We start from the raw sequence: 25,895 nt of genomic DNA on the forward strand, positions 1-25,895 counted from the left end.
GTTTCTCTTTTCCTCAGTTCACGCTTAACGTAATTTCAGCGTGGACAGACCAAACAAGCACAGCATGAACGTAATGATCCAGAATCGAACGACCACCTGGGTTTCATGCCATCCGGATAACTCAAAATGATGATGTAATGGTGCCATCTTAAATATGCGCCTGCCCGCACCATAGCGGCACTTCGTATAGCGAAACCATGTGACCTGCAATATTACTGAAACAGTTTCGGCAACGAATACACCACCTATGATGAACAACACGATTTCTTGCCGTACGATCACCGCGATCGTACCTAGGGCACTACCGAGCGCAAGCGCACCGACATCCCCCATAAATACCTGCGCAGGGTATGCGTTATACCAAAGAAATGCCAATCCTGCGCCACCCATTGCTGAGCAGAAAATTAGTAATTCGCCTGCTCCCGGGATATGCGGAAATAAAAGGTATTTTGAATAGACAGCGCTGCCCATCACATATGCGAATACGCCTAGTACTGCTCCAACCAATATGATTGGCATGATTACCAATCCGTCTAAACCGTCGGTTAAGTTCACTGCATTACTTGATCCAACGATGACCAAATAAGTCAATATAATGAATCCCCAGATACCGAGTGGATAACTAATCGCTTTTAAAAACGGCAAAGCAAGATCAGCGTGCGCTGGCAAGCCGACTAAGATTCGGCTGCGCAGCCACACTATAAATAGATCGAATACGCATGCGTTATCTGACCCAGCGAACGAAAATGCAAGGTATATAGCAGCGAACAGTGCGATGATTGATTGCCAGAAGTACTTCTCTCGCGAAGACATACCTCTCGGATCTCTGTAGACAACCTTGCGATAATCGTCAATCCAGCCGATTACACCAAAAGCACAGGTAACTAGCAGCACAATCCAGATAAAGCGATTAGTGAGATCACTCCACAGCAGTGTCGAAATAGCAATAGCAATTAGAATCAACACGCCACCCATCGTCGGCGTACCAGATTTAATTAAATGCGTCTGCGGTCCGTTCTTGCGTACGGACTGGCCTATCTTCAGAATAGATAGCTTATGAATAACTGCAGGGCCGCAAACGAATCCAATCAACAGAGCGGTGATAGTTGCCATGACCGCCCGAAACGTCAGGTAGTTGACTACACGCAAGTAGCTTGCATCGCTTTTTAGCCATTGTGCTAGCGCCAATAGCATTGGAGTTCCTCTCAATGGGCACCGGCTCTAGCCTGGCGCATCGGTTGCAATATGAAGAGTTAAGGCCTGAACTACGCGCTCCATACGCATGAAACGTGAACCCTTGACCAAAATCGTCGCACCAGCGGCACTCTCTAAAGAAACGATATCCTTACAGAGCAGTGCAGAAACAAGCGCTTGAACCGAATTAAAATGATAGGAGCGTGGGCCAAATGCAGTGCATGCATCGCGACTCGCATCACCGAGTGCGTACAGCGCATCGAGACCGCGTTCATGCGCATATGCGCCGATTTCTCGATGAAAAGCAGGGCCATGATAGCCAACCTCCCCCATATCTCCTATCACTAGCACACGTGGGGCCTGACGCATTGCTAGAACGTCGATTGCTGCACGCATCGAATCCGGATTAGCATTATAAGTATCGTCAATTACCGTTGCTCCGGTCCATGGTGTGACATGGGCGATCTTAGTCTGCAGTCGCCCATCAACCGGTTCGAAGGCCTCGAGCCCGCGCTGTATCGCATCCAGTCCAACGCCAGCGGCAAGCGCTGCTGCAGTAGCAGCAAGCGCATTGTGCTCGTTGGGCATCTTCAACGATACCTCAAGTGCGCCAGTATAGGTCTCAATACGCAATGCGCCAGTATCCGTAATCATACCCTGAACTGCCGCATTGCTATTAGTACCAGGCCGATGCAGAGCGAAGTCTATGATGGTGTGACCACCAGCCGCTATATGCCAGATACCGGCATATGGATCATTAGCTGGAAACACTGCTGTACCGTCTGGCGGCAAGGCACAGAGCACGCTTGCATGTTCTAATGCTACAGCTTTGACTGTTACCATAAATTCCTGATGTTCGCGCTGGGCATTATTCACGAGCGCAATTGTGGGTGCAGCAATCCGCGCTAACTGTTGCATTTCGCCTGGATGACTCATGCCAAGCTCGACAACTGCCAGACGATGCTGCTGTGAGAGCCTCAACAACGTGAGCGGAAGACCAATATTGTTATTCAAATTGCCTTGTGTTGAAAGCACCTGCGCACTATCAGCCGCGGCGGAAAAAATCGATGCGATCATCTCCTTAACCGTGGTTTTGCCATTGCTGCCAGTCACCGCGACCAGCGGCAACGCAAATCTATGACGCCATCCTGCAGCAAGCTTTCCGAGCGCGACTCTCGTGTCAGATACACGAATCGCTGGCACACGCCAGTCACTAGAATTGCATGATACCAATACAGCGGCTACACCGCGTCGTATGATCTCTGGCAAAAAATCGTGCGCGTTGAAACGCTCACCTTTAAGCGCAACAAATAGGCTGGACGGCCCGCAAATTCGACTATCGATTAACACTTGATCAAAAGCGATCGTATCGTCACCCAATACGATGGCGTCGCTGATTAGTTCCGCCGCCTCGCGCAGCGTCAACATTGTCATACAGCTTCTCCGCAGGGTTAAGTGCTACGTAAAGCAAGCGCACGACACACATAATCCTGATCCAAAAATGGCCGCTTGTTACCCATGACTTCCTGTGTTTCTTCGTGCCCTTTTCCGGCGATTAACACGATATCAGCAGGGTATGCGCCACGCACTGCCTGTAGTATTGCGCTGCCACGATCCTCAATAGTGATCGCTTTTTCTGGCTCATGCATTGCACTAATGATCTCGCTGATAATTGCTAGCGGAGGCTCGCTACGTGGGTTGTCACTCGTCACAATGACACTATCAGAAAGTCTCTCAGCAATGATTCCCATCAGTGGTCTCTTAGCCGCCTCACGGTTACCTCCACAGCCGAATACGCAGATAAGCTGGCCACCTCGCCGCGTAGCAATCGACCGAAGTGTATCAAGTGTTTTTTCTAATGCATCCGGCGTATGTGCGTAATCAATCACCACAAGCGGCTCATTTATTTTCGGCCGCCCGCCGAGCTGTTGCATTCGTCCGTTGACCGGCTCTAGCCTTGCGATCTGTGACAGCGTTGCATCGAATGGCACATCGGCAGCTAGTAATACACCAATAACAGCAAGCAAATTGGCGACATTGAAGGTACCAAAAGTTCTCACCTCAAGTTCAGCATGTCCCCAGTCAGATATCACCTTAAAGACAGTAGAGGTAGCAGTAGCGCGAATCGCTATTGCATGCAATGAAGCATCACCATACGGTTTAGTGGAAGCAATACCGTACGATATCGTAGGTACTCGATCGGCTAAATGTCTAATTAGCCGGCACCCAACCTCATCATCACGATTAATGACCGCTGCGCGTAAGCTAGGCCAGTTAAATAGCTGTACCTTAGCAGCCTCATACGACTCAAGGTTTTTATGGTAATCGAGGTGGTCCTGCGTCAGGTTAGTGAATACTGCAATATCAAACATGACGCCATTGACACGCCCCTGGTCTAATGCATGTGAGGACACCTCCATTGATACCGCCCGTGCGCCATTCGCTCGCAGCCCTACAAGACTGCGTGGTACTTGGAGCGCATCAGGGGTCGTAAACCCGGTCTTCAATAGTCGCCCCGGCAGTCCAGCTCCTAACGTGCCGACGATCGCGCAATAGGTTCCGCTGCCGCTCAATGCACTTGCAACCCAGTGACTAATTGTGGTTTTTCCATTAGTACCGGTAATACCGATCATCAGCATATCGCGACTCGGCTCACCATACCAAGTACTAGCAATATAACCAGCAAGCTGCTTTAGGTTAGGAACCTGAAGAACCGGCCGGCTTTTTGGAAACTCTCCACCAGGCTGAACTAGAACTGCTGCCGCGCCGCGCTGGATTGCATCAGTGATATATACATGCGAACAACTATCTATGCCGCTTACCGTGTATGAGACAAACGCGTCTCCGACACGCACTACGCGACTGTCCGACTGTAGTTGCGCATGCGGCGAAAGCTGAGCGCGTAACCACGCAACGACATGAACTCGTGCGTGCGCGATTTGTTCGAGCGTGAGTAACGAGCAATTCATCGGATTAATCTAGATTAGAATCTTCGCTGACAACAAGCTGCTTCACTGGTACATCAGGAGGCACATTTAGCGAACGTAGCGTGTCGCCGGCAATCGCCGAGAAGATAGGGCCGGATACTTGCCCACCAAAGTGACTGCCTACCGTTGGTTCATCGACTGACACCGCTACTACGATTCGTGGCTTGGGCATCGGCGCCATACCAACAAAAGACGCACGATACTTTCTACGATCGTAGCCATGTCCTACGTGCTTATATGCGGTTCCGCTCTTGCCGCCCACCCGGTAGCCCGGTACTGCCGCGTTAGGTGATGTACCACCGGGTTGCGTAACCATCTCTAACATTGCACGCACCTGCCGCGCGGTAGTATCCGAAAATACCCGTATTCCTTGGGCCTCGTTACCGTTTTTTTGTCGAGTCAGTGTCAGCGGAACAATGCGGCCATCATGCGCAATCGCCGTATAGGCCCGGCCGAGCTGAAAGAGCGACGCAGATAAACCATACCCATATGACATCGTCGCTTGCTCGATGCGACGCCAGCTTTTCCAGGGATGTAGCCGACCAGCTGCTGCACCCGGAAAACCAACCTTCGGCGCTTGTCCTAGTCCGATTCTCATATACATATTCCACATTTCCTCGGGACGCAACCGCATCGCGATCTTTGTTGCGCCGATATTGCTGGACCTCTGAATAACGCCACTGACAGTCAACATACCAAATCTAGTATCATCTGTAATTGTTGCGCCATCTAAGGTAAAGCGTCCCTCACCGGTATCAACTAACGTTGTCGGCGATACACGATGTAAATCTAGCGCGAGCGACACAGTAAACGGCTTCATAATCGAGCCGGGCTCAGATGTATCAGTCAGAACACGGTTACGCAACTGTTCACCGCTCATATGCGAACGGTCATTCGGGTTATATGTTGGATAGTTGGCCAGCGCGAGCACCTCACCTGTTTTCACATCAATGACGATCACCGCACCAGCTTTTGCTTTAAACCGATCAACTGCTTTTTTGAGATTAGCATACGCAATGTACTGAATCTTGCTATCCAGAGATAGCTCAATGTCAAGCCCATTACGCGGCCGGACTAATTCATCGACATCTTTGATGATGCGACCGATCCGGTCTTTAATCACGCGCCGTCTGCCTGGAACACCAGCTAACGTATTTTGATCTGCCAGCTCGATCCCTTCCTGCCCCTCGTCTTCAACGTTGGTGAAGCCGATAATATGTGCAGTAATCTCACCTTCCGGATAAAATCTCTTGTATTCGGGACGTACATAGATGCCGGGGATAGATAATAAAGATATCTTTTGTGCGACTGCTAATGGCACTTGCCGCTTCACATAGACAAATGTCTTATTTTGTGAGAACTTTGCGCGTAATTGTTTCTGTTTGATAGACAGCAGATTTGAGAGCTCCGCCAATTTATTGGCGCTTAGATCGGTAGGTACTAATTCAGGAATAGCCCAGATCGCACGAACCGGCAAGCTAGTAGCTAACACTAGCCCATTGCGATCCAGGATATTTCCACGTGTAGCGGGAAGCTGTATGGTGCGCTGGTAGCGGATTTCACCTTGTTTTTGATAAAACTCATTGCCAGGCCCCTGAATCCAGAATGCACGTGCCGCTAATACGATAAATGCAACTAATAGCAAAAACACGATAAACCTAGAACGCCACATGGGTAAGTTTACCGACAGAGCTGGACTCGATAAAAACGATGGATGACGATGACAGTAAGCCGCGTGTTTCATCGGATCGCTCCTGCGATGATCCTCGGTGACGTATTGACTGGCACGATCATCAAATCGGCATTCAGATACTGAGTGCGGCCTGGCACTACCGACTGCATTTTCAGATCGGCAATAGCTATATGTGCAATACGCGAGGTTTTCAATAATACGCTTTGCTGGTATTGCAATTCTGCATAATCCAACTGTAGCTGATACTCTTGCGATTGGGCGTGCTGAAGTTTGATAAATATCTCACGCTGCTGGTTTGTCGCGTTGACAACCGATAGCGCGCAACCCAATATAATAATAAGCAGAAAAATGCTAAACCGGGTCATTCTAATATTCGTTCAGCAATACGCATTACAGCAGAGCGAGCACGCGGGTTAGCCGCCACCTCTGCTTTGCTAGGAAATACACGCCCAAGAATGCGAAGCGGCGGACTAGGAAAGTCCGCCGCGCGAATTGGCAGGTAACGATCAATGACGGGCATTCGCGCGCGTGATTGAAGAAATCGTTTAACAATGCGGTCTTCGAGCGAATGAAAGGCGATGACTACTAACCGTCCTCCTTTCTCCAACAGCTCTAATGCATCTTTAAGAACTACTGATAGCTCCGTAAGCTCTTGGTTAATATGAATCCGTATAGCCTGAAATGTGCGAGTAGCCGGATCTTGGCCTTTCTCACGAGTCTTGACAACACTCGATACGATCTTGGCAAGTTCCCCTGTACGAATAAGAGGACCGAGACGCCCAGATTTCATCCGGCGAGCAATAATCGCTTTTGCAATCTGAATAGCAAACCGCTCCTCACCATAGTCCCGTATTACCCGAATTAATTCTCGCTTATCTACATACGCGAGCCATTGCGCGGCAGATTCTCCTCGTGTCGGATCCATGCGCATATCTAGTGGACCATCATGGCGAAAGCTGAATCCTCGCTCCGGATTTCCGATTTGAGGAGACGATACACCTAGATCCAATAATACGCCTGACAAACGCACATTACCACGTGCTACTAGGACGTCACGCAGTTTCGCGAAACTACGGTGCACAATATCAAGCCGTGGATCAGTGATCTGACGTGCTACTTCGATTGCCTCTGGGTCTTTATCAAACGCAATCAGCTGCGCAGAAGGCGCAAGCCGCTCAAGTACCGCGCGGCTGTGGCGTCCTCTGCCGAATGTACCATCGACATAGACTCCATCGATACGCGTAACCAATGCATGAACTGCTTCATCTAGTAGAACTGTGCGATGTTGTCCCAGTTTTTCTATCACGGATGCCATGTCATGCTCCGCAATCAGAAAGTAAACTTCTTAAGTGCGCTCAACATATTTTTTTGCTATCGCAACTTGCTTTTTCGGGGAATATATTGGTGAATCTACCAGAAACGAAAATTTTTTCTTGGAAAACCTCTTATGCAGATCATGCAAATAGAAACGGGAAGCTGGTTAAGTGCTTAATAATTGTTATCTGACCCGCTGCTTTATCTTATTAACGTTTCTTGAGAATATGACGATACCGATATCTGTTTTTCGTATCGAGCGTTAGCTCGGCTATCCTTTAGAACATGTTCTATCTCCCTGTCGATGACAGGTATTGCACATACACCCTAATTCATGATTGTACTAGTTGTTCGGCTAACATAAAAATGTGGTTTTACACTGAAACTGTACTTCAGGGGAAGGTCTCGCAGGGGTCAAGGATTAAACTGCTATGCTTATGAAAAGCTATTTTCTAGCTAGATCATAGAATGAAAAGTTCATGTAATCTATTGCAGTAGTTTTAAATGCAGTACTTTTTTCGCTTGTCTGCTCGTTGTGTAGTTCATATGCTAGCAGAAATAGCATTTCTGCGAAACGATAACGGTACTATCCCGCTCTTAATTGTGCGAATTAACTTACTGCCCAGTAACTAGCAGTTAACCGTATGCGGCTGCCCAAATCTGCCTAGTATTCTCGACTACTAGATCTAGGAAGACAGACAATGTGCGCTAAATATAATATGCACTACATATTATTATATGCGAGGCCATGCGCATGAGTATGCTTACTATAACAGGAAGCGTGGAGCTTCCTGCACCCGACGAGGCATGCCTACGTGAATCTTATCTGCGCGCATCTGAACGATGATCGAATGCGACGGGGCATCATTAAGCGCTGGCAGTCGGTCTAGGCGGTTATCTAAGCGCCGCTCAATCTGAGCTCTCCGTTTCAAGCCATAAATTTAAGGCTCATGCACGATCACCAAACCCGCTGGCGATAAAGCCGATAGCGAACGAGCTAGCATGCGACAATAGATTAAGTAGGCTCCCCCGGCAAAGAGCTGGGCTAGATAGCCTAGCTCTTTGTACACGGCGCGATCGGATACTTGCTTGAGATACTTGAAGCGAGTGTCTAGTTTCTGCGCCCGATAAAGTGCCTGCGCACATACCTCTGGCTTCACCGACTCGCCAAGCTGGCTTTTTACTCAGCTACCTTGTTCGGGTATGGTATAGGCTGTTTTATTCTCATCACTCTCTAACGCCCTGATACGGGGATTTTAATGCATCAGGGTGCTAGTTCCTTTTATAGAAGGTTATCTGAAGCGTAAAACTCTATCCATTGCATGAATCTTTGTTCAACTTTGAAATAAGTTGTAATATATATTTTCTAACATCCAGAATATTTTTACTAAAATCTTATATTTTATATTCTCGATATTCGTTCCGCGATATTCGTTTATCTTCGGATTTTAAAAAATTTAGAAAATATACGCTATGTATATGCTATTTTGAAGGTGAACTAATCTATAGAAATTAGGATCTGCCTGCGATCTTCGGTATAGTAAGTACTTAAAATTACTTTACTTTTCTTTCGACGAAAAAGCTATTTTTATCAGAATAAAAATTACTTAAGTATGTATTATGAAATAAATATTGAACTTATACGTCTAAGAAGTGAAAAGTATCGGATTTTATATGGTGTGAATTATTTTTAATACAGAGCGATTCCCAAAAAGCGTCACGCCCGATTTGGGCAGAAATCGGGCGTGACGGAGAGAAGGAGAAGCCTGACAATTACCTACTTTCACACGGGAAATCCGCACTATCATCGGCGTGGAGTCGTTTCACAGTCCTGTTCGGGATGGGAAGGGGTGGGACCAACTCACTATGGTCATCAGGCAAAAAGAGATGCAGTCGATTCTTCCACCGTAGTATCTACATGTGCTTTGCAGATCGTATGCTAATGGGGTACCGACAGCCAATTTGGATTAGAAACAGTAAATAAGAGGGTAGTGTAAATTAACTGCATAATGGTAAAACGGACTAGTTATAGGATCAAGCCTTACGGGCAATTAGTATCGGTTAGCTTAACACATTACTGTGCGTACACACCCGACCTATCAACGTCCTAGTCTTGAACGACCCTTTAAGGGGATTAAGTCCCCGGGGAAGTCTTATCTTGAGGCAAGTTTCCCGCTTAGATGCTTTCAGCGGTTATCTTTTCCGAACATAGCTACCCGGCGATGCCACTGGCGTGACAACCGGTACACCAGAGGTTCGTCCACTCCGGTCCTCTCGTACTAGGAGCAGCCCCCCTCAAACTTCCAACGCCCACGGCAGATAGGGACCAAACTGTCTCACGACGTTTTAAACCCAGCTCACGTACCTCTTTAAATGGCGAACAGCCATACCCTTGGGACCGGCTACAGCCCCAGGATGAGATGAGCCGACATCGAGGTGCCAAACACCGCCGTCGATATGAACTCTTGGGCGGTATTAGCCTGTTATCCCCAGAGTACCTTTTATCCGTTGAGCGATGGCCCTTCCATACAGAACCACCGGATCACTATGACCTGCTTTCGCATCTGCTCGACTTGTCGGTCTCGCAGTTAAGCACGCTTATGCCATTGCACTATCAGTACGATTTCCGACCGTACCTAGCGTACCTTTGTACTCCTCCGTTACGCTTTAGGAGGAGACCGCCCCAGTCAAACTGCCTACCATGCACGGTCCCCGAGCCCGATTCAGGACCCTAGGTTAGAACTTCAAACAAACCAGGGTGGTATTTCAAGGACGGCTCCACGTGAGCTAGCGTTCACGCTTCAAGGCCTCCCACCTATCCTACACAGATCGGTTCAAAGTCCAATGCAAAGCTACAGTAAAGGTTCATGGGGTCTTTCCGTCTAGCCGCGGGTAGTTTGCATCATCACAAACATTTCAACTTCGCTGAGTCTCGGGAGGAGACAGTGTGGCCATCGTTACGCCATTCGTGCAGGTCGGAACTTACCCGACAAGGAATTTCGCTACCTTAGGACCGTTATAGTTACGGCCGCCGTTTACCGGGACTTCAGTCAAGAGCTTTCACCCCATCATTTAATCTTCCGGCACCGGGCAGGCGTCACACCCTATACGTCCACTTTCGTGTTTGCAGAGTGCTGTGTTTTTATTAAACAGTCGCAGCCACCAGTTTATTGCAACCCTTTCACCCTTTTGGCGCAGGCCAGTCAGGCTAATAGGGCGTACCTTATCCCGAAGTTACGGTACCAATTTGCCGAGTTCCTTCTCCCGAGTTCTCTCAAGCGCCTTAGAATACTCATCTCGCCCACCTGTGTCGGTTTGCGGTACGGTCTTGTTAGACTGAAGCTTAGAGGCTTTTCTTGGGACCACTTCTAATTGCTTCGCAGCTTAAAAAGCTGCTCGCCCCGCATCCTTGAATTGCGCGCCCGGATTTGCCAAAGCGCCTTCTTTAATGCAGGGACCGGGATTTCCGACACCCGGACAACCTTCCGCGATCCGTCCCCTCATCGCATCTAACAACGGTACAGGAATATTAACCTGTTTTCCATCAGTTACGCATTTCTGCCTCACCTTAGGGGCCGACTTACCCTACGCCGATGAACGTTGCGTAGGAAACCTTGGGCTTACGGCGAGGGGGCTTTTCACCCCCTTTATCGCTACTCATGTCAGCATTCGCACTTCCGATACCTCCAGCATACTTTTCAGTACACCTTCGCAGGCTTACGGAACGCTCTCCTACCATGCGCATTTAACGTGCGCATCCACAGCTTCGGTAATTGGCTTAGCCCCGTTACATCTTCCGCGCAGGACGACTCGATCAGTGAGCTATTACGCTTTCTTTAAAGGATGGCTGCTTCTAAGCCAACCTCCTGACTGTTTTTGCCTTCCCACTTCGTTTTCCACTTAGCCAATTTTAGGGACCTTAGCTGGTGGTCTGGGTTGTTTCCCTTTCGACGTCGGACGTTAGCACCCGGCGTCTGTCTCCCGTCATTACACTCTTCGGTATTCGGAGTTTGCTATGGTGAAGTAATCCGCAATGGACCCCTCAACCATGACAGTGCTCTACCCCTGAAGGTGATAAACGAGGCACTACCTAAATAGTTTTCGGAGAGAACCAGCTATTTCCAAGTTTGTTTAGCCTTTCACCCCTATCCACAGCTCATCCCCTAACTTTTCAACGTTAGTGGGTTCGGTCCTCCAGTGCGTGTTACCGCACCTTCAACCTGGCCATGGATAGATCACTTGGTTTCGGGTCTACGCCCAGCAACTAATCGCCCTATTCGGACTCGCTTTCGCTACGCCTTCCCTATTTGGTTAAGCTTGCTACTGAACGTAAGTCGCTGACCCATTATACAAAAGGTACGCCGTCACCTCTTACAAGGCTCCGACTGTTTGTATGCATGCGGTTTCAGGATCTATTTCACTCCCCTCCCGGGGTTCTTTTCGCCTTTCCCTTACGGTACTGGTTCACTATCGGTCGATCACGAGTATTTAGCCTTGGAGGATGGTCCCCCCCATCTTCAAACAGGATTTCACGTGCCCCGTTTTACTTGTCGTACCCTTAGTTCTACACTTTAGTTTTTGCTTACAGGGCTATCACCTGCTATGGCCGTTTTTTCCAGAACGTTCAGCTAACTATAGTGATAAATGATACAGGCTGATCCCATTTCGCTCGCCACTACTTTGGGAATCTCGGTTGATTTCTTTTCCTGCGGCTACTTAGATGTTTCAGTTCGCCGCGTTCGCTTCACATGACCTATGTATTCAGTCATGGATGACCCATATGGGTCGGGTTTCCCCATTCGGACATCTGCGGATCAAAGCTTATTTGCCAGCTCCCCGCAGCTTTTCGCAGGCTACCACGTCCTTCTTCGCCTGTGATCGCCAAGGCATCCACCACATGCACTTGTTTGCTTGATCCTATAACAAGTCCGTCTTACAGCGCGATAACGTTTAGTTTTTGCGCTGTATGTATTGAGTTGTTTAAACTAATTCAACTACTTAAAAAGTATTTTGAACTACTACCCGTCTATTCATTACATTCATCTCTAGATGTAATGAATATTTTGCTTCTATTCCAAATTGTTAAAGAACGTTACAACTATATTTTACTGATTTTACTTTAAAATCAATCGTCAACGCTCAGATTTTAAGCGCTCTCGATTGATCAGTGGTGGAGGCAGACGGGATCGAACCGACGACCTCCTGCTTGCAAAGCAGGTGCTCTCCCGACTGAGCTATACCCCCTTTTTTTAGCTTTTTTTGATTTACACAGTGCTTGTCGTTTATTAGATTTGTATGGTGGGTCTGGTTGGATTTGAACCAACGACCCCCGCCTTATCAAGACGGTGCTCTAACCGACTGAGCTACAGACCCTTTGTCTGCCTCTGTGATTTTTACAGCCGATAAGTGTGAACACTTGAAGTTTAGATATTTTGCTCTAGAAAGGAGGTGATCCAGCCGCACCTTCCGATACGGCTACCTTGTTACGACTTCACCCCAGTTATGAATCCTACCGTGGTAACCGTCCTCCTTTCGGTTAGACTAGCCACTTCTGGTAAAACCCACTCCCATGGTGTGACGGGCGGTGTGTACAAGACCCGGGAACGTATTCACCGCGACATGCTGATCCGCGATTACTAGCGATTCCAACTTTATGCAGTCGAGTTGCAGACTACAATCCGGACTACGATCGGTTTTTTGGGATTAGCTCCCCCTCGCGGGTTGGCAGCCCTCTGTTCCGACCATTGTATGACGTGTGAAGCCCTACCCATAAGGGCCATGAGGACTTGACGTCATCCCCACCTTCCTCCGGCTTGTCACCGGCAGTCTCCTTAGAGTGCTCTTGCGTAGCAACTAAGGATAAGGGTTGCGCTCGTTGCGGGACTTAACCCAACATCTCACGACACGAGCTGACGACAGCCATGCAGCACCTGTGTGTTAGTTCTCTTTCGAGCACCTCTACTTCTCAGTGGAGTTCTAACCATGTCAAGGGTAGGTAAGGTTTTTCGCGTTGCATCGAATTAATCCACATCATCCACCGCTTGTGCGGGTCCCCGTCAATTCCTTTGAGTTTTAATCTTGCGACCGTACTCCCCAGGCGGTCAACTTCACGCGTTAGCTACGTTACCAAGGAAATGAATCCCCAACAACTAGTTGACATCGTTTAGGGCGTGGACTACCAGGGTATCTAATCCTGTTTGCTCCCCACGCTTTCGTGCATGAGCGTCAGTATTGACCCAGGAGGCTGCCTTCGCCATCGGTATTCCTCCACATCTCTACGCATTTCACTGCTACACGTGGAATTCTACCTCCCTCTGCCATACTCTAGTTTGGCAGTCACCAATGCAGTTCCCAGGTTGAGCCCGGGGATTTCACATCGGTCTTAGCAAACCGCCTGCGCACGCTTTACGCCCAGTAATTCCGATTAACGCTTGCACCCTACGTATTACCGCGGCTGCTGGCACGTAGTTAGCCGGTGCTTATTCTTCCGGTATCGTCATTGAACCTAGGTATTTGCCAGGTTTTTTTCTTCTCGGATAAAAGTGCTTTACAACCCGAAGGCCTTCTTCACACACGCGGCATTGCTGGATCAGGGTTTCCCCCATTGTCCAAAATTCCCCACTGCTGCCTCCCGTAGGAGTCTGGGCCGTGTCTCAGTCCCAGTGTGGCTGGTCGTCCTCTCAGACCAGCTACAGATCGTCGCCTTGGTAGGCTTTTACTCTACCAACTAGCTAATCTGCCATCGGCCGCCCTTTGAGCGCGAGGCCAAAGGTCCCCCGCTTTCCTCCTTAGAGAATATGCGGTATTAATCCGGCTTTCGTCGGGCTATCCCCCACTCTAAGACACGTTCCGATGTATTACTCACCCGTTCGCCACTTGCCGCCCGGCCGAAGCCTGCGCTGCCGTTCGACTTGCATGTGTAAGGCATGCCGCCAGCGTTTAATCTGAGCCAGGATCAAACTCTTTAGTTTAAATTTGTTACTTATCTAGCTCTTTCGAGCTAGTTGGTTAACTCAAAATTCTTACAATTTTTAATTTCTTAAAAATTGTCTTTATTTGAATAAAACCTGATGATTTTCTTTGCTTTTCTGCGCCTGAATTTAAAAGCAGGTGCAGTTTATCTATCCATCAAGTGCCCACACTTATCGGCTTTTTTTGTTAAAGAACATTGCGTTAGCCACGCTTTACCTACTTAAGCTTGGCATTCTGGTCGCGTTACTACGTAAGTAGTACAGAACAACGATTGTGAACATAATCTTTCAAAGCGTCAAGCAGTTTCTTGTGGCAGAGTATTTAAAAGAATTTTTTCGGCAACAGCAGATTATGAAGAATAGATTAATACTATAAGTACTTGCTCCCCTAAACATAAGTTGTGTGCCAGCAATACCACAACTACGAGACGGTTCTATATTACTCTAAAAACTGAAATTTTGTTTAGTTTATAGAGTATAAGACAGACAGTGCTCAAAACCTTACCATACCAAGAAAGCTTTTTATAACGAATTCATCAATGCATTGATCGTTATCCATGAATTGGATAATTTTCAGAAATTTTAGTCGACGCGCTAAGCGCTTTATTTAGAAGACTTACTAACTATGATGACTGCGTGAGATACTGACTGCGCTACGCGACGATGTGTGTATATCCATCTAGATACTCGGTCAAGAGTAGATTCCCATCGATTAGACCTTCAACCTTTAGGCCGCGTACTGCAGCAATGCCACTGACTACTACGTACACTTTCTGGCCTGATATCTGACAGATAGAACCATGCAGTTCAGCTGAGATTTCAGTAAAAATGCCGAATATCTTTGCATAAGCTGCTCAGGAAAATTTTTAAGGCAAGAGCGCAGCCTGATAATAGAGAATGCTCGCATGAGCGAGCGTGCGGCCCGATATTTAGTTTAGTACTTAGCTGTTTTACTTTGCTTACACGAAAAAGTTATCCGAGACTATTCGTCGCATCTCTCTATTAGAGAATGCGGTAATTATTCAGTTATATACTTGCGTGACTCTTTTCTATTAATCATGCGTAAGCATTACACGACGCGCTGCACACAGCTGGCTTTGACCCGATTCCGCTGTACTCTGAGTAATGAAGTTCGAATAATGGCACGTTTTGTAACAACCTGCCATACGACTAGGTACATGACCTAATCGACTGCACGAGATAGCACGCATAACGACTACTTCCTCGACTGCACAAGTTTTGGTGCATGCGTTAGCTGAGAGGGCACTCGCAAATAATATTACATCGAGTTATTCTATAATATTAAAATAGTAGTGCAATACCCCATTTTTGTTGGCAACATACCTCAGGTCACAAATATGCTGTGCGATAGCTATATATTAACTAACCTAATGAGTTAGCTTCGAGAAAATCGGTCTGGAAACTGCTAACTCTGGGCAAAAACGATGTTGGACCGAGCGCAGATAAATAAATTCATGAGCACTTATCTCACTCTATACTGCAGTGTAGAGTCTTCAATAGATAGACGCATTGCTGACAAGTATCTGAATATATATTAGCTACGCAGGCGATGATGACTCTGCGTTTAAGCTGGGGTTACTTTTAGCCAGAAGATAGCGAGCAGATATACAGATCATGCTGCTATATATCGAATAATATGTCCGCGGTATCCGGTGAAAAAACTACAAGTGTGCTGTCCGCTATTGACCGGAACAAGCGATGTACTGTACATCTAGTAGAATGTATACTCTGCAATACATAGGTGTCTGCGGGCACGATTTTACAAAGATCCTCTATATGATGGTAGATTTCCCTACTTAAGGGAAAGTATTTGCTACGCGTTATACGGACTAGCTACAATAATGACTACCCTTGCTACATTGTTAGTCCGGATATAGTAATAGCTAATGTTCGACAACCCTACGATTCATGTGACATCGTACACTTTCAATGATGATCTAATAGCACGCAATAGCGCGTTTATCTGCGCTAAGATGCTCAACTTGTACTAACTTATTCTGGGTTTCGCCGCTAAAAGTCAGCTGATATTAGTGGAAGCTCGTCAGTTATTAAGCATGCTAGCGCTACTTTTCGTAAAATATAATGTGATAAGTAGATACGTTAAAGTAGATATAACACGTTGCTGCTGGGTCAGGAGCAATGCGCTAAAATGGCTATTTCTGTGTTTAGCGCTCGCTAGCGAGTTCCGAGATGACTTTTCGTATTGCCCCAAGCATTCTTTCAGCTGACTGTGCCTGCCTCGGTGAAGAAGTTCGCACTGTAGTCGACGCCGGTGCCGACTGGATTCACTTCGACGTCATGGATAATCATTATGTGCCTAACCTGACAATCGGTCCGATGGTCTGCGAAGCTATCCGCCCACACGTGCATTTACCAATCGACGTGCATTTAATGGTACATCCCGTGGATCGCCTCGTGCCAGACTTCGCGAAAGCTGGCGCGAACTTAATCAGCTTCCATCCAGAAGCGTCTGATCACATCGATCGTACTCTATCGCTGATTCGGGATCAGGGTTGCAAAGCTGGATTAGGTTTCAATCCAGCTACGTCATTAAGCTACCTGGACCATATTATGGACCGCGTCGACTTAGTGCTTATTATGCTGGTAAATCCTGGTTTCGGCGGGCAGTTATTTATTCCTGAGGTGCTCAATAAACTGCGGGAAGCGCGACGGCGAATCGACGTGTATACGAATCAGACAGGCCGCACGATCTATCTAGAGGTTGATGGCGGCGTGAAAGTCAATAATATTGCCCGCATTGCGTCAGCTGGTGCTGATACGTTTGTTGCAGGTTCAGCGATTTTCGGGCAGCCCGACTACCGGCATGTAATCAACCAGATGCGGCGTGCACTAAGCTCGGTGAGCGCACAATAGCCTATGCAGATAAAATACTAGTCGCTAAAAAACGATTATCGATTTAGATAGTACGTACCCGCTAGCGCAAACTCATAGCGGTGTTCGGAGTATTTAACTTACAGCTCGTCGACTTAGCTTCAGTTATCACTGGCATCGAGAAAAAACAACAATACTCTGTAGAGAGGCGCTTTGTCAGTACACTCCTCCTTTTCCTTTAATCACTTCGATTCGCACCGAGGTGCTTGAGCGGAATTGACTAAGGCTATATTTCGAAGTGCTATGCGGTGAGTAACAAGCCTTTTTCGGAAAAAGTCAAGCCCATTTCTAACAATAACGGAGTGTATTTAGTTTTGATTTTCGCTATTGAACCAAGAATTGCATATATATCTGCGCTACGTGCTACGTATGTTTTTGTTACAGTGGCAGTATGGTATACTGCCACTGTAATATGGTATCTAAGATCTTCTGCTAATATAGGCACACTCATATTACGCTGATGACTCATGCGCTAGCTGATATGGGTGTGCTGACGTCGCTATTCAGTCACTATCCATTCAGAAATCTGTCTTCCACACTTTATTTTGTGTGCGGCAAGCTAATAGCACCGATACTACCGATCAGAATGCACAAAGACAAATCTATTTATATCTATTAAATAGATACAATTACAGTTTTAAACTTGCACCGCTTACCCACTACAACTCATTTTTGCAGTGGGCTATCCTAGCTACGACGAGGCAGGCTTTATTGAGAAAAATCTTATATTGTCAAAAGACAATGAAGACCGACCGAGAATGAAGTTTTTATTAACCGGAGACATGGTGGCAAGCGATAGCTTAATCAGCAATCTTTATCTAATCATATACGTTGGTCCAATGCAGTAATATCTATCGTAAATCTATCAACAGTGCGATAGTCTACGACACACAGCTATCAGAGGAGCTGATATAAGAGTAGTTTAGGCCACGAGATTTCGAAAATATTAAAAAATAATCCCTCTGTCGCTATGAAAATGTATTCATACTAATGACGATTCGCGCCGCTGTGATCCACAGCGGCTATCTGTATACTTACGAAGCTGATAGTATCCTTTTGGATTTTCTGCCTAAAGCGCAATAACAGGAAACTAAAAACCAAAGGCGGTATCTCATTTAACACCGCTAAATAATATATGCAGGGTGAGCGGGGCGGGGGTTTTGAAAAAGCACTACTAACTAAGAAAGTAAGCCTACCTAATACCATATTTGGCGTGTTACTAACAGCTAGGTTGTGTTATGGTGAATCATAAAATCGCCTACGAAATGCTACGATGAATTCGATTAACTCGACGCACAGCATTTTGGTTTACTATTATAGTAAAGCGCAATATTTCCAGCCAGGTTAACTCACATAGTTTACATAGTGCCTCTTCTTTTCAGGGGCGAAACACTGTTTAGTTGGCTCGCCGACACTTTTTTGCTGTATCTATAGATAGGCAGCTTAATCCTAATACTTCCTAGTACGACGACTTTAGGATCAAGAAGATAGCCGATCCCATTGCTTAGCCGGTCGTTACTATTATACTAAAACCACCCTCTATAGACCTATTCATTTATACTGCTACCGACAATCCACTATAACTTATTAGCTCATAACCCCGTTTCATACTTTAGCGAATTGGACGAGCAAGTACCAATCTACTGCGATAATGAGATTTTCGCACTGAAATCTGAAACGTATTGATCTAGCTTCTAGTGCCAACGATCGATAATACATCGACATTCTGCTGTTAGCGATCTAACGATGTAAGGATTGCATAATGCAAGGTAAGACAATCATGCATCGTATAGTCATTGAAATCCAGGTCGATCAGAGGAAGCTCTGTACTGATTTTCTTTATTACTTCTAGGGGTACAGAGTGCTATTTGTGTGACACGGGCACAATACAGTGCCTATTTAATTAGATATTGGTATAGAACCGACAACGAAATGATAGGTGTGTTCTATAAGATGCTACCAATTCAAAGTTGGAAGTTTTACCTAGAGTTAAACTCACTTATGCATATCTATGCACCGCATGCGAATTTCACTACTCAACGCCGTACTACCAGCATTTGCCTAATGAGCACGCGGCCTACCTAGGCGATACCCACCCTGTTACCTCCCGCTCACTAGCCGATTTCTCACGGAAAACTGGATGCCCATCACTCCACAGGAAGCGCTACAGCGTACTATCGAGCACCGCGAGATTTTCCACGATGAAATGCTGCACTTGATGCGCATGATCATGCACGGAGAAATGTCGCCGGTAATGGCTTCCGCAATTATTACTGGGCTGCGCGCAAAAAAAGAAACAATTGGAGAGATCACCGCTGCAGCAACCGTTATGCGCGAGTTCTCTAGCCGCGTTCAAGTAACGGATGATCGGCACTTTATCGACATTGTTGGCACTGGCGGTGACGGCTCGAATACATTTAATATTTCCACTGCAACAATGTTTGTGACTGCTGCGGCCGGAGCAAAAGTTGCTAAACATGGCAATCGCGGCGTGTCGTCCAAGTCCGGTAGCGCCGACGTGCTCGAAGCGCTTGGCGTCAATATCAATCTTAGCCAGGAGCAAGTGGTGCAGTCTATTGAGGCGACTGGCATGGGGTTCATGTTCGCATCAAATCACCACCCAGCGATAAAAAATGTTGCAGCGATCCGCCGCGAAATAGGGGTACGAACAATCTTTAATATACTAGGACCGTTGACCAATCCAGCTGGAACGCCGAACCAACTACAGGGCGTATTCCATGAAGATTTGGTCGGCATCCAGGTTCGCGTCATGCAACGGCTTGGCGCAAACCATGTGCTAGTCGTATACGGACGCGATGGAATGGATGAGATATCGCTTGGCGCCACGACACGGGTTGGTGAATTACGAGACGGCCAGATATACGAATACGAGATTCATCCTGAAGACTTCGGTATGAAAATGGCGTCTAATCGCTCCCTAAAGGTTGCGAATGCAGACGAATCAAAAAATATGTTGCTTAGTGCACTGGATAATACACCAGGCATTGCCCGCGAGATTGTTACACTCAATGCCGGTGCTGCGCTGTATGCAGCTAATATCGCTACCTCAATCAGCGACGGGATCGAACAATCACGTAAGGTAATCGCTGACGGGACCGCCCGTTTGAAAGTCGATGAGCTTGTTCGTTTTACACAGCAGTTGAGTATGATTAAGTTTAATAGAGCATGACTATAGCTAATATCCTCAATCGCATTATTACAGTCAAACTCGATGAAATCCGTATTGCGCAGGAAAATATGCCTTTGGCGGAATTACAGATAATCGCATATGCACGCCGCGCTGATCTACGTGATTTCGTTGCAGCGTTGCGTGCTAAGCACACGCTCGGGGATCCGGCAATTATCGCCGAGATAAAAAAGGCTAGTCCTTCTAAGGGTGTATTACGCGAAACCTTCGTGCCAGCCGATATTGCCCGATCGTACGCGCAGAATGGTGCTGCATGCTTGTCCGTACTCACAGATACGCAGTTTTTTCAGGGCGACGAGCGGCACCTTCAGCAAGCTCGTGATGCATGCACGCTACCCGTTCTTAGAAAAGATTTTATTATTGACCCGTACCAAGTGCTGGAGGCGCGGGCGATAGGCGCGGATTGCATTCTACTTATCGCCTCTGCGCTAGAGCCAACGCAAATGCGAGAACTAGAAGCATATGCATATTCGCTTGGACTAGCTGTTTTAGTAGAAGTGCACAACGCAGATGAACTAGACGTTGCGCTAACGATGCAGACGCCGTTGATCGGAGTTAACAACCGCAATCTGCGCACATTTGCCGTCACGCTAAATACCACATTGGAGCTTCTCGCCAGTATTCCAAGCGATCGTATCGTTGTAACAGAATCAGGGATTCTAACACGCAACGATGCGGAACAGATGCGTGCAGCCGGTATTCATACCTTCTTAGTCGGTGAGGCGTTTATGCGAGCAGAAAACCCTGGTGTCGCCCTTTCAAACATATTCTTCGTATCGAAAAATCTATCATGACGATGATGGTTAGTTCGGCACCCTCACAGCATAAGGAATACATAATCATCGTGAATGAAAAATATCGATAGCCTGCTGAGGTGATGAAATCGACACTCTACTCGCCGAATTTAGCGGAGCTCGTGTTTTTATTCTATACTGCATCCAAGTCAATACTATAGCTGCTTCATCTATAAATGCGCACGCCTATGGAAACAGAAAAGTCAAACCGGGTATCAGTTGTATAGTGACCTAGCAAAAGAATTCGTTAGTTTCGGGTGTTACGCCGCCCCCTTTGTTTATTTGACTTTACTGTGACTTTAGATTCTGATATTAGGCACTCTATTGCCGCTGCATTAGGCAGTTCCAGCGAACAGAAAACTCAGAATCGGCAACCCTTATTATTCAACCATTTACTGCTACCACTGCGTGAGTGCGCAACGGCACAACCGTTGTCACAGTCGACTTCCCCAATTTGTGCGGGGCTCACCCTTGAAGAACAATTCGATAGCCTGCCACTAGGGTGGCGCGCATACCTAACGTCGTTCATTAGCAGTCCGGTATATACTCGTTTGTGCGAATTCGTCAACTACGAACGCAGCAGTGGCAAGACGATTTATCCAATAGATATATTCCGAGCATTGCATCTGACAGCGCCTGACGATGTGAGAGTAGTTATCTTAGGCCAGGATCCATATCACGGAGAAGATAATGGTATACCGCAGGCGAATGGACTGGCGTTTTCTGTATCCCATGGGGTTCGCCTCCCTCCGTCATTACGCAATATTTTCAAGGAAGCTGCTGCAAATTTTGGCCACGTAATACCACGCCATGGTTCCCTTGAATACTGGGCCCAGCAAGGGGTACTGCTACTTAATACAGTATTGACTGTCGAGCGTAACCGAGCGGCAAGCCACGCGAAACGTGGCTGGGAGCAATGTACTAATAAGCTGGTTGAGCATCTTGCCATGCAACACAAAAGTCTCGTATTCATGCTGTGGGGCTCGCATGCAAAAGCTAAACGACAGTTACTGTATAATTGTAACAATCGGATTCTCGAATCATCGCATCCGTCACCGCTGTCGGCACACCGAGGTTTCCTCGGTTGCCGCCACTTTGTACTTGCTAATGAGTACCTGAACCAGATTGGTTATGCGCCGATTGATTGGCATTTGCCCTGACTTAGTGAATACGGAATAGCCGGAAACCAGCAGCACGCTATCCAATAAGGATAGCGTGCTCACGCGCATTCGAAATATCACCTTGTGCCTTCCTTTACTAGGCAGATATCCGTTAGCCAAGCGCAGCCGACACTAGCCAACGCTTAATTAATAGCTGCGCACTAATTATTGCCATCCCGAGTTTCGGATACTACGAGCCAGTCTGCCAAGCAGCGCAAATAACCGATGAAGACCATCAGTTGCAATAGTTAGATTCTAAATGTCTTCGCGGCGTGAATACGCATAACGCCTAAGTAGTGTTAGATCTCCAAAATCACGAAACTGTTCTTTTGGTTCACCATGTTAGTTAACGCAGTAACGTCACGCAATCTACGGTTAACTTCCTGTCCTGCAAGTAGGTAAGTCAGATGTACTGCATCGCCAATGAGCATCACGCGTATATGGCAAAATCAATTTATCTACCGCTTGTACTGCAAGCGGGAATCCGTGCGAAGGTGTTATGCCCCCCCCAAAGCGTTCCAACCCGATGTGAATTAGCGCTACCCGGTAGCCACTTAAATGTGTTCAGACAGCGCAGCTAGATCTAGTTGTAATAATACAGCTGCATACTCGGTACGATCGGACTAAACTAGCGATATATGTGAATTCGGTAATGGAAATAATGTAAGAATCTCACTGTCGATAAACCATACAATGCAATTTCATGATGCGGTCTACTGCACCGAAAAGTTGCTACGATACTAGATTGTCGATAATCACTGCGGTTTTACTTTCGTGCCAATCTACTCACGAATCAGGAATGCATACGATCTGCACTGACGACTAGATCAGATCAGAACAGAAGACAATATTCGTAAATCGGCAAACCTCACACTGATAGCTGCCGGGTTGTGTTATAGAACTTATGCTCGAGATTCACGCCAAGATCAGTAACAGCTGGAACTGCAGTACGAAATCGAGCACTCGCTTAAGCAAAATTGACTCGACACGCAGTTCCAGCTGTGTCAGCACGCGCGGACGATCTTTCCGACTCATCCTCTGCCGATCACGATTCGTGATAGTTCGGTTGTGCAAAATTCATCCGCATATTAGAACATCTAGCTCTAACTAGATGCAGGATGATATACCGAACGCAAGAGCCATATTTCAGGTCAGAGATAAGTAAGCATTTCATCAGAAAATAAAACAAAACAACATGCCTTATTCAGAACATAAATATCGAAAACGCAATGCGCTAAAAACATAAATTCTAGATCTTATAAATAATTTTTTATTAAAAAATTTGTCGAAAAAATATAAATATATTTGGCAACTTATTATATTAAAATAGTAATTATTTATACTCACTTTAATAAATAAAAAATTTAAAAGATACAGAGGTATATAGATACTCATCTCATAGGAAAAAATAAGATCAATTTTCAAGAGGACATATAGTCTCGAGCAGCGAAATGCTGCTATAAAAAGTGAAAGATCGCGCATCTATTTCAAATAGTCTATTAGCAGATAAGCGCTACCTAAAGGAGGGTTTCATCGGGAAAACAACTAATGAAAAAAGGATTAAGATCCACAGAAATTTTCAACAAATCGATTTTACGTACACAAGATTTCTGATGACTACTACAAGTAGGTCATACTAATATTCATCGAATTCTAGAAAATATTAAATACATTCGCTGTATAAAAGATAAAAATCTTTACGAAAAATTAATAAAAAATCACAGACTTTCATAAGATATTTTTACTAATTTTATTTTATGATTTCGTTATATTTTATGTGTGATAAATAGCTGTTATATAAAATATTATCGGATAAAAGCAAGATTTTTTAAAAAAATTACTCAATTAGTGTCATGCGATATCTCAGATAGAGTGAAATGTCCGGTATGGAGCGTATCATTTCCTCATTTTGTGTAGTCGCGTGAAAGCGCGCCTATTACCTTACGCATATCTATGACCTATGCTTCTACCTAAAAAAACCATTCGAAAAAGATATTATATTTGAAAGCGTTATAATATTTTTTTTCGATAAAGTAGGGCGCATAGAATCGCGCTCCTACATCGTGTGCCTATATTGCGTAGGTTGCTCTTGTCTTTGACTCTTCTACTGCCGGTTATCTGGCGTTGAGAAAATCGCGGTCAAGGCACAAACGCTGGCGCGTCATCATTGATTTAATGAAGGTTTCAAATGAGTCTAAAATGCGGCATTGTCGGCCTGCCTAACGTCGGCAAGTCTACTCTTTTCAACGCGCTGACTAGGGCGGGCATCGCCGCCGAGAATTATCTATTTTGCACGATCGAGCCGAATGTTGGTGTAGTTGAAGTACCAGATCCTCGACTGGATGCCTTGGCACAGATCGTCAAGCCCGCCCGCGTCCTGCCGGCAGTTGTCGAGTTTGTCGATATCGCCGGTCTTATTGCGGGTGCGAGCAAAGGCGGAGGTCTGGGAAATCAGTTTCTCGATAACATTCGCAAAACAAATGCGATTATACATATGGTTCGCTGTTTTGACGATATTAATGTAATACATGTCGCTGGCAAGATAGACCCACTAGCGGACATCGAAGTGCTCAATACTGAATTGGCACTAGCCGATCTAGCGATTGTTGAAAAGGCACTCACGCGGTATTCGAAAACAACAAAATCAGGTAATGATAAAGAAGCAGTCAAGCTAGCCAACCTGTTAGATAAGGTACGTGTACAACTAGACCAAGTACGCCCAGTGCGAGCGATGAATTTATCCAATAACGAGCATACGTTGATTAAGCCATTCTGCCTAATTACTGCGAAGCCAACAATGTACGTGGCTAATGTTCGGGAAAACGGTTTCGAGAACAATCCGCACCTCGACGCAGTGCGTGACCATGCCTCCAAAGAAGGTTCGCCAGTCGTTGCCATATGCGCTGCTATCGAAGCAGAAATCGCTGAGTTGCCGGATAATGAAAAAGGAATTTTCTTATCCGATATGGGCATGAACGAGCCTGGACTCAATCGTTTAATTCGGACAGGTTTCCAACTACTAGGGTTGCAGACTTACTTCACTGCCGGCATTAAAGAGGTACGTGCGTGGACTATTCACACTGGCGACACAGCGCCGGAAGCGGCTGCTGTCATCCATACGAATTTCGAGCGCGGTTTTATCCGCGCTCAGACGATTTCGTATGATGATTACATCGCCTATAAAGGCGAACAAGGTGCGAGGGAGGCGGGCAAGATGCGCGCCGAAGGCAAGGAGTATGTTGTCCAGGATGGAGATGTGTTGAACTTTTTATTCAATATATAAGGTACTATAACGCCAGATATCAAATCTATTCAATTCGAAATTTATTAATCATAAATTTTTGGTTTAATGTGTGGAGCGGGCTGAAATAGCGTGAAACGACCAGCGTCGTGCACCCGATTATTAGTTGATCGATCTGGATCTAGATAGCAGCTTTGCTGTACACCTTGATTTCTGAAAGACTTGCTCTCTGGGCTTTATATATAGTAGGTTTCAAACAGTCAACAATGCAGCAGCATAGAAACGGCACGGGCTCCCTGCTACATACTGGCGATCAAACACTATTTCAAAGCGACTGTGATGTCTATTCATCGATCATGTATTGATGCCGCTAGGCGCCAAGGGCGGATTGTAGTTATGGGAGGGCAGCCTCTCGTTTTT

Annotated in this window: 13 protein-coding genes, 2 tRNA genes and 3 rRNA genes; 6 read left to right on the forward strand and 12 right to left on the reverse strand. The window is 46.4% G+C overall.

The annotated features are described in order from the left end of the window. Positions 1-24: 24 nt before the first annotated feature. From mraY to GJV44_RS02285, 12 genes are all read right to left on the reverse strand, one after another. Positions 25-1,194, reverse strand: a complete 1,170-nt coding sequence (gene mraY / locus GJV44_RS02230) for a phospho-N-acetylmuramoyl-pentapeptide-transferase (RefSeq protein WP_226806876.1) — start codon at positions 1,192-1,194, stop codon at positions 25-27. A gap of 27 nt (positions 1,195-1,221) precedes the next feature. After that, positions 1,222-2,628 (reverse strand): UDP-N-acetylmuramoyl-tripeptide--D-alanyl-D-alanine ligase, encoded by a 1,407-nt coding sequence (locus tag GJV44_RS02235; protein WP_226806093.1) that lies wholly within the window; start codon positions 2,626-2,628, stop codon positions 1,222-1,224. Positions 2,629-2,645: 17 nt separating this feature from the next. Beyond that, entirely contained in the window at positions 2,646-4,163 is a 1,518-nt protein-coding gene (locus GJV44_RS02240; protein ID WP_226806095.1) for a UDP-N-acetylmuramoyl-L-alanyl-D-glutamate--2,6-diaminopimelate ligase, read from the reverse strand. Positions 4,164-4,167: 4 nt separating this feature from the next. Continuing rightward, on the reverse strand, positions 4,168-5,925 hold the full coding sequence (locus tag GJV44_RS02245; protein WP_226806097.1) for a peptidoglycan D,D-transpeptidase FtsI family protein: 1,758 nt from the start codon (positions 5,923-5,925) through the stop codon (positions 4,168-4,170). Then, positions 5,922-6,239, reverse strand: coding sequence for a cell division protein FtsL (ftsL, locus tag GJV44_RS02250; RefSeq protein ID WP_226806099.1), 318 nt, complete (start codon positions 6,237-6,239; stop codon positions 5,922-5,924). The genes GJV44_RS02245 and ftsL overlap by 4 nt, the downstream gene beginning before the upstream one ends. Continuing rightward, positions 6,236-7,189, reverse strand: coding sequence for a 16S rRNA (cytosine(1402)-N(4))-methyltransferase RsmH (rsmH, locus tag GJV44_RS02255; protein WP_226806101.1), 954 nt, complete (start codon positions 7,187-7,189; stop codon positions 6,236-6,238). Before rsmH ends, ftsL begins: the two co-directional genes overlap by 4 nt. Before the next feature lie 766 nt (positions 7,190-7,955). Beyond that, entirely contained in the window at positions 7,956-8,120 is a 165-nt protein-coding gene (locus GJV44_RS02260; protein ID WP_226806103.1) for a ferritin family protein, read from the reverse strand. A gap of 832 nt (positions 8,121-8,952) precedes the next feature. After that, a 5S ribosomal RNA gene (rrf, locus tag GJV44_RS02265) occupies positions 8,953-9,066 on the reverse strand. 152 nt (positions 9,067-9,218) lie between these two features. Then, a 23S ribosomal RNA gene (locus GJV44_RS02270) occupies positions 9,219-12,105 on the reverse strand. A gap of 251 nt (positions 12,106-12,356) precedes the next feature. After that, positions 12,357-12,432: transfer RNA gene (locus tag GJV44_RS02275), tRNA-Ala, on the reverse strand. A 52-nt stretch (positions 12,433-12,484) separates the two neighbouring features. Continuing rightward, positions 12,485-12,561, reverse strand: a tRNA-Ile gene (locus tag GJV44_RS02280). Positions 12,562-12,629: 68 nt separating this feature from the next. Then, positions 12,630-14,159 (reverse strand): 16S ribosomal RNA (locus GJV44_RS02285). Together the 16S, 23S and 5S rRNA genes with 2 tRNA genes alongside form the textbook arrangement of a ribosomal RNA operon. A 2,211-nt stretch (positions 14,160-16,370) precedes the next feature. On the opposite strand from GJV44_RS02285, the gene rpe reads away from it, so the two are divergent. From rpe to ychF, 6 genes are all read left to right on the forward strand, one after another. Beyond that, a complete protein-coding gene (gene rpe, locus GJV44_RS02290) occupies positions 16,371-17,054 on the forward strand; it encodes a ribulose-phosphate 3-epimerase (protein WP_226806105.1) in 684 nt (227 codons plus the stop codon). Between the two features lie 2,158 nt (positions 17,055-19,212). After that, positions 19,213-20,262, forward strand: a complete 1,050-nt coding sequence (gene trpD / locus GJV44_RS02300; protein WP_226806114.1) for an anthranilate phosphoribosyltransferase — start codon at positions 19,213-19,215, stop codon at positions 20,260-20,262. Positions 20,263-20,264: 2 nt separating this feature from the next. After that, positions 20,265-21,074, forward strand: coding sequence for an indole-3-glycerol phosphate synthase TrpC (trpC, locus tag GJV44_RS02305; protein ID WP_226806877.1), 810 nt, complete (start codon positions 20,265-20,267; stop codon positions 21,072-21,074). A 404-nt stretch (positions 21,075-21,478) separates the two neighbouring features. Continuing rightward, positions 21,479-22,234: a uracil-DNA glycosylase gene (locus GJV44_RS02310; RefSeq protein ID WP_420885752.1), complete on the forward strand. Its 756-nt coding sequence runs from the start codon at positions 21,479-21,481 to the stop codon at positions 22,232-22,234. Between the two features lie 440 nt (positions 22,235-22,674). Next, positions 22,675-22,815, forward strand: coding sequence for a hypothetical protein (locus GJV44_RS02315; RefSeq protein ID WP_226806116.1), 141 nt, complete (start codon positions 22,675-22,677; stop codon positions 22,813-22,815). 1,607 nt (positions 22,816-24,422) lie between these two features. Further along, positions 24,423-25,517, forward strand: a complete 1,095-nt coding sequence (gene ychF / locus GJV44_RS02320; protein ID WP_226806118.1) for a redox-regulated ATPase YchF — start codon at positions 24,423-24,425, stop codon at positions 25,515-25,517. Positions 25,518-25,895 lie beyond the last annotated feature (378 nt).

It is taken from the genome of Candidatus Vallotiella adelgis (genome assembly GCF_020541305.1).
Taxonomy (GTDB): Bacteria; Pseudomonadota; Gammaproteobacteria; order Burkholderiales; family Burkholderiaceae; genus Mycetohabitans; species Mycetohabitans adelgis.